9 protein-coding genes are annotated in these 12,145 nt (G+C 71.2%); 4 read left to right on the forward strand and 5 right to left on the reverse strand.

Annotation, left to right across the window (positions count from 1 at the left end; translation table 11 throughout):
- Positions 1-9 precede the first annotated feature (9 nt).
- On the forward strand, positions 10-1,128 hold the full coding sequence (locus HNR30_RS38635) for an FAD-dependent monooxygenase (protein WP_181615078.1): 1,119 nt from the start codon (positions 10-12) through the stop codon (positions 1,126-1,128).
- Between the two features lie 65 nt (positions 1,129-1,193).
- Positions 1,194-1,754, forward strand: a complete 561-nt coding sequence (locus tag HNR30_RS38640; RefSeq protein WP_181615079.1) for a hypothetical protein — start codon at positions 1,194-1,196, stop codon at positions 1,752-1,754.
- A 176-nt stretch (positions 1,755-1,930) separates the two neighbouring features.
- Here HNR30_RS38640 and HNR30_RS50460 read toward each other — a convergent pair whose 3' ends face one another.
- Both HNR30_RS50460 and HNR30_RS38650 read right to left on the reverse strand, forming a co-directional pair.
- Entirely contained in the window at positions 1,931-3,226 is a 1,296-nt protein-coding gene (locus tag HNR30_RS50460; RefSeq protein ID WP_181615080.1) for a glycosyltransferase family 4 protein, read from the reverse strand.
- A gap of 140 nt (positions 3,227-3,366) precedes the next feature.
- Positions 3,367-6,570: a S41 family peptidase gene (locus tag HNR30_RS38650; protein ID WP_181615081.1), complete on the reverse strand. Its 3,204-nt coding sequence runs from the start codon at positions 6,568-6,570 to the stop codon at positions 3,367-3,369.
- Positions 6,571-6,925: 355 nt separating this feature from the next.
- Here HNR30_RS38650 and HNR30_RS38655 point away from each other — a divergent pair, with 355 nt between their 5' ends.
- A complete protein-coding gene (locus tag HNR30_RS38655; protein ID WP_181615082.1) occupies positions 6,926-7,966 on the forward strand; it encodes a DUF418 domain-containing protein in 1,041 nt (346 codons plus the stop codon).
- Between the two features lie 237 nt (positions 7,967-8,203).
- Here HNR30_RS38655 and HNR30_RS38660 read toward each other — a convergent pair whose 3' ends face one another.
- From HNR30_RS38660 to HNR30_RS38670, 3 genes are all read right to left on the reverse strand, one after another.
- The gene (locus HNR30_RS38660) at positions 8,204-9,040 is read right to left on the reverse strand and encodes a DUF4097 family beta strand repeat-containing protein (RefSeq protein ID WP_181615083.1); all 837 of its coding nucleotides are present in this window, start codon (positions 9,038-9,040) and stop codon (positions 8,204-8,206) included.
- A 5-nt stretch (positions 9,041-9,045) separates the two neighbouring features.
- Entirely contained in the window at positions 9,046-9,570 is a 525-nt protein-coding gene (locus HNR30_RS38665) for a hypothetical protein (protein WP_181615084.1), read from the reverse strand.
- Positions 9,571-9,652: 82 nt separating this feature from the next.
- Positions 9,653-11,611 carry an intein-containing Rv2578c family radical SAM protein gene (locus tag HNR30_RS38670; protein WP_181615085.1) on the reverse strand — a complete coding sequence of 653 codons (1,959 nt, stop codon included), beginning with the start codon at positions 11,609-11,611 and terminating at the stop codon, positions 9,653-9,655.
- A gap of 132 nt (positions 11,612-11,743) precedes the next feature.
- Between HNR30_RS38670 and HNR30_RS38675 the strand changes: the two genes are divergently transcribed.
- Positions 11,744-12,004 (forward strand): DUF3040 domain-containing protein, encoded by a 261-nt coding sequence (locus HNR30_RS38675; RefSeq protein WP_181615086.1) that lies wholly within the window; start codon positions 11,744-11,746, stop codon positions 12,002-12,004.
- Positions 12,005-12,145: the final 141 nt, after the last annotated feature.

Genomic DNA, 12,145 nt, shown 5'->3' on the forward strand with positions numbered 1-12,145 from the left:
GTTGTACGCATGGATGTTGTGATCTCGGGGGCCGGGATAGCCGGTCCGGCGCTGGCGTGGTGGCTGGCGCGAAGCGGGCATCGGGTGTGCGTGGTGGAGCGGGCGGCGTCGCTGCGTTGCGGCGGTCAGGCGGTGGATTTCCGCGGCCGGGTCCAGCTCGGGGTGCTGGAGCGGATGGGGCTGCTGGAGGCGGTGCGCGAGCGCCGGACGCGCATGCGGGCGATCACGATCGTCGACGCGCGGGGGCGGAGGGTGTCGTCGCTGCCGGTGGAGTTGTTCGCCGGGGATGTGGAGATCCTGCGCGGCGATCTGGTGCGGGTGTTGTACGAGGCGACGCGGGACGACGTCGACTACGTGTTCGGTGACGTCATCGTGGAGATCGGTGGGGGGCGGGTGCGCCTGGCGTCGGGGGGTGAGCGGCCGGCGGACCTGGTGGTGGGCGCCGACGGGCTGCGCTCGGGGGTGCGGAGGCTGGTGTTCGGGCCGGTGGAGCCGTGGCATCTGGGGATGTACAGCGCGTTGTTCACGGTGGCGGGCTCGGGTGAGGCGGGGACGGCGACGATGTTCAACGCGCCGGGGGTGGGGGCGGCGCTCTTCCACTACGAGGGGCGCAGCGTGGGCGGCCTGGACTTCGCCTCGCCGGTGGTGGCCGATCCGCGTGCGGTGCTGGCCGAGCGGCTGGCGGGGGCGGGGTGGCGGGTGCCGGAGTTGCTGGCGCATGCGTTGCGGGCGGGCGATCTGTATCTGGACGCGGCGGCGCAGATGCGGCTGGCGCGGTGGTCGGCGGGCCGGGTGGTGCTGGTGGGGGATGCGGCCTGGAGTCCTGGTCCCGGCGGGATGGGGACGGGGCTGGGTGTGGTGGGCGCCTACGTGCTGGCCGGGGAGCTGGCGCGGGGGGTGGAGGGGTTCGCGGGGCGCTACGAGGCGGCGATGCGGCCGTATGTGGAGGTGTGCCAGAAGCAGGCGCAGGGGTCGGCGGCGTTTCTGGTGCCGGGGACGCGGCGTGCGATCTGGGGGCGCAACCAGATGTTCCGCATGGTGCCGTACGTGCCGTGGCGGGGGGTGGTGCGGTGGATGGCGACGAAGACGGCGGAGAAGGTCTCGCTCGCCGACTACGCGCCGGGGTGAGAAAACCTGGAGCGAGTGGAGGGAAAGTCCGGAACGGGTGCAGTGATCGCAGTAACTTTGCGCCTATGCCTGGTGACGCTCAGAACGCCTCAAAAGCAACGTTGATCGCCGCGGGAATTGGGGCGTTGGCCACCGTTGCGGCCGCGATCATCGCTGCGGTCGCCGCCAGCGATGCCGACTCATCGCCCCCGGGCGCGGTTCCCACGTCGGTCGTTGGGAGCACGGCCCCTGCGACTTCGGCTCCCTCCGTTCAGCCGCCCACCGGCGATGAGCCCGTACGGTTTCAGGGCGCTGTACGGCTGACCGCGAGTGGTCTGGATCTCGACCATGTGCCGCCGAGCGCCAGCTGGGAAGAGCTTCGCTTCGACCCGGCCGGCAAGGGCCTGTCGGTCGGTCCTGCGGCTTCGTCGGCGGCCTGGAGTGGGACGTCTCCTGCGACTCGACGGCATTGCACGCAGGCACTTGCCTTGAATCCGCACGAGCCCGGCTTTTCGTTCGGCGCGCTCCAGGCGGGAACGGCTTTCTGCCTGCGAACCAACGTCGGGCGTGTGGCCTTCCTGCGAGTTCGGCAGGTCATCGAGGACGTTGCCGTGCTCGACGCCTTGATCTGGGAGCAACGGGACTAGTCACCGTGTTGCTGGCTGCATCCGGGTGGAGTCGCCGGGGCGCATCGCGCAGAGCTTGCAGTGTCTGGGGTTCGCCGAGGCGATCGGGCGGCCGTTGCCTGTCATGGTGTTCCGCAACGGCCGCCCCTGGGTGTGGTCGCCGAGCCGGTGGCGCTGTGGGGGGTGGCGCTGAGGGTTCAGGCCTGGGTGTCGGAGGTCTCGGCGGGTTTGGCGGGCCGTACGTAGGTGCCGTTGCGGCGGGCCAGGAGTTCTTCGAAGAGCGCCTCCCATTGGGCGCCGACGGCCTCGACGTCGTAGGTCTTGGCGGTGTCGAGGGCTCCGGCGGCCAGGTCGGCGCGTAGTTGCTCGTCTTCGATGACGCGGTTGAGCGCGGCGGCGAGGTTGTCTTCGGTGCGGGGTTTGACCAGGAGCCCGTCGAACTCGTGGGTGATCATTTCCTTGGGTCCGTGGGGGCTGGCGAAGCTGACGACGGCCAGGCCCTTGGCCATGGCTTCGAGGATCGTCATGGGGAAGCCCTCGTGGCGGGAGGACAGCACGAAGACGGAGGCCTGTTCGAGGGCGGCGTAGACGTCGGGGGTGGGGCCCATCATCTCGACCTTGCCGGTCAGGCCCTGTTCCTCGATCTGGGCGCGCAGGTTCTCCTCCTGCGGGCCGGCGCCGTAGATGCGCAGTTTCCAGTCGGGGTGGACGGCGGCGACCTGGCGCCAGCAGCTGATGAGGCGGTGGAAGCCCTTGAGCCGGGTCAGGCGGCCGACGGTGACGACGGTTTTGCTGTCGAGTTTGGCCAGGCTGCCGGTCATGGGCGGGACGGCGTTGGGGATGCGGGTGAGCTTCTTGGGTTTCTTGGTCAGGGCTTCGCGGTAGTCGCGCAGGTCGGCCTTGGTGAGGGTGACCAGGGCGTCGAAGCGGCGGTAGCGCCACTTGATGAGTTCCTGGATGGGTTCGGCCTGGGTGCGGAAGGCGACGTGTTCCTGTCCGATGGTGATGACGCTGGGCGGGGTGAGCTGGGCCATGGCGAGGTTGAGTCCCGGCCGGGTGGCGATGAGCACGCCGGTCTGCAGGGAGCGCAGGTAGCGGGCCAGCTGGATGTCGGTCCAGACGTTGAAGCGGTGGAAGGCCGTCTCCTCTTCGGGGATCAGGAGGCTGGGCAGCTTGGACAGCTGTCCGCGCAGGCCCGTGCGTTCGGTGAGGCGGTCGTCGAGGAAGCGGAACTTCACGCGCGGGTCGATGGGGAAGAACGGCTCCTCGGCCTCTTTGAGGATGGAGACGATCTCCACGTCGTGGCCGATGGAGGCCAGGTGGCTGGCCTGGTTGAAGACGGTGCGGATGGTGCCGCCCATGCCGTGGGCGTGCAGGAGCAGGAAGCGTACCTCCTGGATGGAGGGGGGTGGTGCGTTGCGTGCCCGTCTGCGGTTGATGCCGTTGTAGAGCCGTCTGACCGCTGCTTTGCCCTTGCGTGCCACTCCGCGCACCGGTGGAGTCCCCCTTGGTCTGGACACTGTGTGGAGCCGGAGGGTGTGCTCCGGCTGCTCCCGTGGTCGGCGGGTCGGTGGCCGGTCGTTCCCCGTGGCCTGCTTCCCCGCCTGTGCCCCTTTAGACGCGGAAATGTCGGTCAAGGTTGCATGCGCGGGCGAGGTGAACGGTCGGGTGTGTGCGGCGGGCGGCGTTCCAGGCGTTCGAGTGCGACGCGGATGGCGGTCTCGAGCTGGGTGTCGATGCCTTGGGCGTAATCCTGCGGGGTGATGTCGACTTCGATGTCGGGGTCGGTGCCGTGGTTCTCGACCTGCCAGCCGCTCTCGTCGGGGTTGTCGCCGAGGTTGTCGCCGGGGTTCTTGTCGAAGGTGAAGGAGAATTCCGGCTGGGTGGTGAGGGTGCCGTCGGCCAGGGTGTGGCGGGGCCAGATGCCGACGACGCCGCCCCAGGTGCGTTTGCCGACCAGGGGTCCCAGGCCGAGGAGTTTGAAGGTGTGGGCGAAGATGTCGCCGTCGCTGCCGGCGTATTCGTTGGCGACGGCGACCAGGACGCCGCGTGGTGACTGCGGCGGGTAGGGCTCGGGGTCGCCCCAGCGCGGGTAGTCGTAGCCGATGCGGCGGCGGGAGAGTTTCTCGATGAGCAGGGCCGAGACGTTGCCGCCCGCGTTGAAGCGCACGTCGACGATGAGGGCCTGGCGGTCGTATTCGGCCAGGAAGCCGCGGTGGAATTCGGCGAAGCCGTCGGTGCCCATGTCGGGCACGTGCAGGTAGCCGACGCGGCCGCCGGACTGCTGGTGGCAGCGCAGGCGGTTGAGGTTGACCCAGTCGCGGTAGCGTCCCGGGCGTTCGTCGGCGATGGCTTTGACGCAGACGTGGAAGATCTCCTGGCCGCGCTGGAGGGTGAGTTCGACTTCCTGTCCGGCCTGGTTGACCAGGCGCTGGTTGGGGGTGATGCCGTCGCCGCCCGGCTGGGCGCCGATGGGGGCGCCGTTGATGGCCAGGACGGCGTCGCCGGGCCGTACGCTGACGCCGAGCCGGTTGAGGGGTGAGGTGGCCTGGGGGTCCCAGGGGTCGCCGTGGACGAGGGCGCCGATGTGGTAGCGGCCGTCGTGGTAGTCCCAGTCGACGCCGAGTTTGCCTTGGACGTAGTCGGGTCCTGGCCGGTATTCGCCGCCGCTTTCGTAGGCGTGGCTGGTGCCGAGTTCGCCTTGCAGTTCCCACAGCAGGTCGGAGAACTCGCTGCGGGTGGTGACGTGTTCGAGCAGGGGGCGGTAGCGGTCGTGGACGGCTTCCCAGTCGAGTCCGGACATGTCGTGGCTCCAGAAGTGTTCGCGTTGCAGGCGCCAGGCTTCGCGGAACATCTGGCGCCATTCGGCTTCGGGGCATACCGAGACCTTGACGCGGTCGAGGTCGAGCCAGCCGCTCTGGCGTCCGGGGGGGTCGTCGTCGTGTTCTGGGACTTCGCCGGCTTTGACGACGCGCAGGCGGTCGCCGGTGCGGTAGAGGAGGGTCTTGTGGTCGCGGCCGAGTTCGAAGTCGGTGACGTCGTCGGCGAGGGTTTCGGTGGTGGCCTTGTCGATGTCGTAGAGCTGGAGGGTGGATTCGTCCTGGTTGAGGGCGCTGGTTTGGAGGATGGCCTTGCCGCGCAGGGCGGCGATGCGGTCGTAGCGGGCTTCGGGCAGGGGGAAGGCGGTGACGCGGCGGGTGAGGCCTTCGGTGTCGATGACCAGGCCGTCGGGTTCGGACGGTTCGGCTGGTTCGCCGGGTTCGGTGTCTTCGTCGTCCTTGTGGTCGAGGGGGCGCGGTTGGGGGACGAACGGGTCGGGTGCGTCGGCCTGCAGGGAGATCGCGTACGGCTTGGCTCCGAGGGGGAAGCCGAGGTCGAACTGGAGGGCGTCGTGGACGGGGCTGAAGCATCGGCGGCCGATGAAGTACAGGTAGCGGCCCTGGGGGTCGAAGGTGGGGGCGGCGTCGCGCAGGACCGGTTCGGTGGCGTGCAGGGTCTGGCCGGTGGCCGGGTGGTGCAGCTTGATGACGGTGGTCTGGGCGGTGGTGGCGGCGGCGTAGGCGAGCCAGGTGCCGTCGTGTGACCAGGCCAGGTCGGCGGGGCAGGCGTGCGGGTTGGCCTCGACGAGGGTGGTGGCTTTGTCCCTCTGGCCCGTCGGGTGGGTCAGGTCGACCAGGTGGAGTTCGTTGCGGTGGTTGGTGACGGCCAGCCGGTCGTGGACGGGGTCGGGGGCCAGTTCCACGATGCGGCCGAGGGTGGCCAGGACGGTGTGGCCGTGCTGGCGTCCGTCGAGCAGGACCAGGTGCTCGTCGCCGGTGTCGCCGCTGGCGGCGGCGACCAGGCGGCGGCCGTCGTTGAGGAAGGTGAGCAGGCGGTAGCGCTCGCCGTCGTTGTCGCCGTGCTGGCGGACCGGGCCCTCCCAGTTGGCCAGGGTGTAGGCCTTGCCGCGGGTGGTGAGGGCGACGGCGGTGCCGTCGGGGGCCAGGGTGGCGCTGTCGAGGTAGTCGGCGGCCTCGACGAAGCGGCGGTTGCGCTGGGTGCGCGAGCTGGCCAGCCGTACCTCGACGTGGTGTGGCCCGCTGTCGCAGTCGAGCAGGTACAGCTCGCCGCCGGCGTGGTAGACCAGGCGCCGTCCGTCGCTGGACAGGTTGCGGGCGTAGAAGTCGGTGTGGTGGGTGTGCCGGCGCAGGTCGTCGCCGTCGGGGGTGCAGGAGTAGACGTTGCCGACGCCTTCGTGGTCGGACAGGAAGCACACGCGCTCGCCGGCCCAGCAGGGGGCGGCGAGGTTGCCGGGCAGGGAGATGAGGCGCCGGAAGGTGCCTTCGCCGCGGGTGTCGATCCACAGGTCGCCGACGGTGCCGCCGCGGTAGCGTTTCCAGCGGGCGGGGTCGGCGGTGTTGCGGCCGAGCACGATCATGTCGCTGGGGCCGTGCGCGATGGAGTTGGCCGGGCCGTACGGCAGGCGTTCGGGGTGGCCGCCGGGCACGACGCGGTGCAGCCATTTGCGGCCTTCGAAGGGCTGGCACTGGTCGCTGGCGTACAGGACGGCTCCTGCGGGGTCCCAGCCGGTGACGGTGCAGCGGGCGCCGTGGAAGGTGACGCGTCGGGCGGCTCCGCCTTCGGCGGGCATGACGTAGACCTCTTCCGGGCCTTCTTCTCGGCCGACGAAGGCGATCTGGTCGCCGCGGGGGGAGAAGCGCGGGTAGGCGGCTTCTGCCACGCCGGCGGTCAGGCGGAAGGCGCGGCCTCCCGTGGCGGAGACCATCCAGAGGTCGTCCTCGGCGGTGAAGACGACCACGTCGCCGAGGATGGCGGGAAAGCGCAGGTAGGCGGGCATGAAGGTTCCGTTTCGACGAGCCGGCAGCCGGGGTTGTACCCCGGCTGCCGGTTCAATCCGCCTGAATCAGACCTCGGGCTCCTTGCGGGCCTGCTTCTTGGCGCTCTTGGCGGCGCGGGTCGACTTGATGGCGGCCTTCTTGGCCTTGCCGGACTTGGCCGCGGGTTTCTTCCTCGCGTCTGTCATGGTGCTTCCCCCGATGATGAAGAATGCCCTGTTTGGGCATCCGTGAGTTGAATACCCACTATGTCGCGATGTGTAGCCAGGGAATTGGCCGAAAGGATGACCGCTGGGGCCGCACAACCCTGCTTTCGGTTCAGGGGCGGCCCCGGCGGGCTTCGCGACGATGTGGCGCATGCTTCCCCTCCACCACGCGCCCTCCCCGCAGACGCCGGCGCGGCTGCACTGGCTCGACGTGATGCGCGGATTCGCGCTGTGCGGAATCCTGCTGGCCAACGTGCGGCCCATCGCCAACGCCGGCGAACTCGTCATCGCCGGCGACCCCGCCCCGGTCTCCTTCGGGCAGCTGTGGCCCGGACTCTTCGTCGACCAGCGCTTCTACCCGATCTTCTCCCTGCTGTTCGGCATCGGCTTCGCGCTGCTGTTCGGCTCGGCCCAGACGCGGACCGCGCGTCCCCGGCTCGTCCTGCTGCGCCGGCTGCTGGTGCTGCTCGCGCTCGGCCTCGTGCACATGTTCCTGCTGTGGCGCGGCGACGTGCTCACCATCTACGCCGTGGCGGGGCTGGTGGCGCTGCTGCCGTCGACCTGGCTGCCCCGCTGGGCGGTCGCGGCGCTCGGCGCGGCCGTCGTGGTCGCCTCGCTGGCGCTGTCGGGCGGTGCGTTCACGCTCGTGCCGGGGCTGTTCCTGGTGGGCGCGGCACTGGTGCGCTACGGCCTCGTCGAGGCGGCCGAACGTTCGCCCCGCGCGGCCGTGGCGGGGGTGACCGGGGCGGCGGCTTTCGCCGTGGCGGCGGTGCCGCTGCTGGTGTGGCAGGTGTCGCTGGACCCCGCCGACCCCGCCTTCTCGCGGGCGTTCGCACTCGCCGGGCTGGCGGTGGCCGGGGTGTACGTGTGCGCGGTGGTCGCGCTCATGAACACGGGGGCGCGGCGGGTGCTGGAGGCGGTGTTCGCGCCGCTGGGGCGGATGGCGCTCACCAACTACCTGAGCGCCACCCTCATCGTGCTCGCCGTACGCCCCCTGGTCGGCGGGACGGCCGACCAGTGGGGGCAGGGGACGGTCGTGGTGATCGCGGGCGCCGTGCTGGCGGCGCAGTGGGCGTGGTCGAGGTGGTGGCTGGGACGCTATCGGCAGGGGCCGCTGGAATGGCTGTGGCGCTGGGCCACCTGGGGCCACCGCCCGACCTTCAGACGAACGGCACCGGCCACCACACGCTGACCTCCCCGCGTGCCAGACCGCCGCGTTCCTGACGTCCTCGTGCTGACGGCCGCGTGCTGGCTCCGCGTGCCTGGCCGCCTGCCTGACGGCCGAGTGCCTGACGGCGGCGTGGCTGGCTGCCTACCACCGGCCCGCCTACCACCGGCCCGCCTACCACCGGCCACGCTCGGCGGCCATACTCGGCGGCCCGATGGCCTCACCGGCGCAACCAGTGGTCACACCCGGCGCAACCAGTGGTCACACCCGGCGGACGGTGATGCGCCCGTAGCCGGTGCGGGCGCGCAGGCGGACGGTCTGCGCGCCCTCGGGCGGCGACGTGGCGGCAGGCCGCGGCACCTCCACCTCGCCGTAACTGGAGCTCACATCCAGCCACGCGGCGCTCCCGGCCTCGATGCCGACGTCCAGATCCCCCGAGGCGGTCTCCAGCGACACCGTCCCCCGCACCACCTGCCCGACTCGGATGCTGCCGTGGGCGGTCTTGGCCGTCAGCCCCGCCAGGGCGCGCTCGACGTCGATGCTGCCCGAGGCGGTGTTCAACCGCAGGTCGCCGGCGGCGGTGCCGATCTCGATGTCGCCGTTGGCGTTCTTGGCCACCGCCGAGGAGGCCAGCTCGCCTGCCCGGATGCGCCCGTTGTGGGTGGTCAGGTCGGCGTGCCCGGTCGCCCGCTCGATCTCGATGTCGCCCGATGAGGTGCTCAGCCGCGTCTTGCCGCTCTCCTCCACCAGGATCGCCCCGTAGGCGGTGTCGAGCACGCACTCGCCCAGCGCCCCGTCGGCGCGGATGTCGGTGGTGGCCTGGGCGTTGACCCGCGAGCCCGCCGGGAGACCGACCGTCAGCTCCACCAGCGAGCCCCAGCCGAACCACGATCGGGACTTGGGCGACTTGACGCGCAGGCGCCCCCCGATGAACTCCACCCTGGTCTGCTCCACGGCCAGGAGGCTGCTCTTGTCGCCGGGGTCGGCCGGCCGTACCTCGACCACGGTGTCGCCGCGCTCGGAGGCGCTCAGCCGGATCGAACCGGAGCCGATCTCGATCAGGGCGGAGATCGGGCCCGGGGTGTCGAACGTGGTCATCGGCCTCAGCCCACCCAGCCGGTGTAGCTCTGGCCGCCGCGTTCGCGCCGGGACTGCTTGGGCGGGCCGCTGTCGAGCGCGGCCGACACCACGCGTACCAGCCAGGAGTTGACCGACAGGCCCTCGCGTCCCGCGGCCTCGTCGATGCGGGGCTTGAGGTGCTCGGGCACGCGCAGCGCCACTCGCACCACCGCCCCTTCCTCGGCCTCCGCGCTCGCGGCCGCCGGCGGGGTGGGGGCGGCTGTGCGGGGGGTCGGCTCGTCGAAGGCGTCGTCGGCTCGGGAGGTGGGGGGCGGGGTGACGACGAAGTGCGGGTCGCGCCCGCGCAGCCGTACGTCGACGGAGCCGGGGGCCAGGTCCCGGGTGATCTCGTCGGCGGCGGCCGACAGCGCTTCCAGCAGGGCCAGGCGGGTGGCGGACTCGATGGTCGCGGCCAGGCGCTCGGCCAGCGCCCGGGCTTCCTCGCCGGTCGCCTCCGCTGCCAGGGCCAGTTCGCGGCGCAGGCTGTCGATGTACGGCGAAAGGTCCATGACACCAGTATGACGCCACCCGGCACCACGCGCCGGATCACGCGCCCAGGGCACGCGGCTGAGCCGCCGCGCCCCGTCCCCTTCACAACAACGTCAGCTGCTCCGGCCCCGCCGCCGCCACCGCCACCGCCGGCGGTGTGATGCGGTGGGATCCGCTGCGCCGATGACGGCCGATCCCGTGGCGGGCGGCCGCCTCCCGCACCTGGGCCGCGATGCGCTCCTGGTAGGCCTTGGGCGCGTACGCCCCGCGGCCGTACAGCTCGAGGTAGCGGGGCACGAGCCGCGGGTGGGCATGCCCCAGCCATCCGAGGAACCATTCCCTTGCCCCCGGCCGCAGGTGCAGCACGATGGGTGAGACGTGGGTGGCTCCCGCCTGCGCGATCGCCCGCACGGTCTCCTCCAGCTGCGCCGGGGAGTCGGTGAGGTACGGCAGGACGGGCGCCATCAGCACCCCGCACGGGATCCCGGCGGCGTTGAGGGTACGGCACGCCTCCAGGCGGCGGAGGGGATGCGGGGTGCCGGGTTCGACGGCCCGCCACATGTCGGCGTCGACGAAGCCGACCGACACCGCGGTGCTCACGTCTGTCACCGCCGCGGCGGCGGTGAGCAGGTCGAGGTCGCGCAGGATGAGCGTGCCCTTGGTGAGGATCGAGAAGGGGGTCGCCGTGTCGGTGAGCGCCTGGATGATGCCCGGCATCAGCGTGTAGCGGCCTTCGGCGCGCTGGTAGCAGTCGACGTTGGTGCCCATCGCGATGGAGCGCCCCTGCCCCCGCCATCGGGGTGAGGCGAGCTCGCGCCGGGCCAGGTCGGGGGCGTTGACCTTCACCACGACCTTGGAGTCGAAGTCGAGCCCGGCGTCGAGGTCGAGGTAGGTGTGGGTGTTGCGGGCGAAGCAGTTGTGGGAGACGACGCCGTCGGCGATGAAGTCGCCGGTGCCGGTGGTGATGTCGTAGAGCGGCAGCACCAGGCCGAGGGGTTCCACGGCGACGACCTGGAGATCGGCGGACGTCTTGACGGCGGCGCCTTCGAGGGAGCGTCCGCGGGTGACGGCGGGGTCGACCGTGTGCAGGAAGCGCAGCCGCTCGGGCAGGCCTCCCCGCAGGCGGAGGACGCCTGGCCGCTCGCTGACGTGGGCGAAGCCGAACGTGTCGAGGCACTCCGCGATCTGGTCGAGGAGGGCGGGATCCGAGGCGGTGATCGTGAGGTCGTCGATCGTGAGGTCGGCGTCGGGCGCCCGGCCGAGGCCACCGTCGGACGCCCGGCCGAGGCCGCAGTGCGCAGAGCCAAGATCACCGCCCGCCGGGCCGAGGTCGCCGCCCGCGTCGAAGGCGCCTGCCAGGAAGCCTTTCCTCCAGCTGCTGGTGGGGGAGCCCAGGTCGTGGGGCGCGTCGGCGTGGCGGAGGAAGGCCGCTGCGCGCTGGAGCGCCTCGGCGTCGGTGGGGGCCAGGCGCGTCGTGGCGTGCAGATAGCCGCGGCGGTAGTCGTCGTCGATCTTCGGCCGCTCGGCGAACCGGCCGCTGCCCATCAGGTGCTGGCCGCTGGTCAGGAACGGGCGCCGGTGCCGGGGCGAGTCGGTGACGTAGGACCAGCCGTGGTCGGTGAGGAAGCGGTGGTCGGCGCCGGCGACGAGGCGGGTGCCGTCGGCCAGAGTGACGCGGTGGGCGAGCTTCTGCGTCGACCAGTGGGCGAGCACTTCGGTGATGACGTAGCGGCGGTGGGCGCCCTGCTGTCGCGTGCCGTAGATGCGGTCGCCGACCTTCAGTTCGGCGATGGGCGCGGTCCGGCCGTCGGCCATCAGGATGGGGGTGTCGCCCTGCAAGCAGTAGGTGCAGGCGTGTCCGCATCCCCGGTAGGGGTTGATCGTGTAGTCGAAGGGGACGTGGCTGGCGGCCGGGACGCGGTTGATGATGGAGCGTGCCCGGATCTCGTAGAAGGTCATCCCGCGGAAGGCGGGCGTGTCGAAGGTGCGCGTGACCGCGCCGAAAAGGGGCACGGCAGGGGTGTCTGCCGCGCCGTCGGGTCGGAGGTTGTCCCAGCGCACGCCATGATTAGAACAGGCGTTCGACGATGATCGCAACTGAAAAGGTCGCGCAATTACCTGACCATGGAGTGGCTAATGATCTTCATGGTTGGGCAGAACCTCGGCACAGTGCTTGCGTTCCGGAGGTGCACCATGGCCTGGTCGCAGGACGAGGAGCGGTTGCTCGCGCAGATCGAGCAGCGCCTCGTCGATGAGGATCCACGGCTCGTCGCGCGGCTGGAGTCCTTCAACAGGCGTGCCGGGAAGAGCGAGACCCGCGCCAAGGGGCCGCGCCGCCGGCTGAGGCGCTCGACCGTCATCATCGCGGTGAGCTGGTTGCTGATCGCGACCCTGGTGGCCACGCTGCTGATCCTGGTGCTGCGGCACGAGGCCGCGGCGATGGCCCTGCTGTAGAACGGCGGGACTGCGGCGATGGCCCTGCCGTAGGCGGGACTGCGGGCCGGCTGCGGGCCCGACCGGGCCGGCGCTGTAGGGCGGGCCTGACGGGCCGGCCTCGCCTGGAACCTGCCGACAACCTCGCGGGGCCCGGTTGGC

It is taken from the genome of Nonomuraea soli (assembly GCF_013761175.1).
GTDB lineage: Bacteria > Actinomycetota > Actinomycetes > Streptosporangiales > Streptosporangiaceae > Nonomuraea > Nonomuraea soli.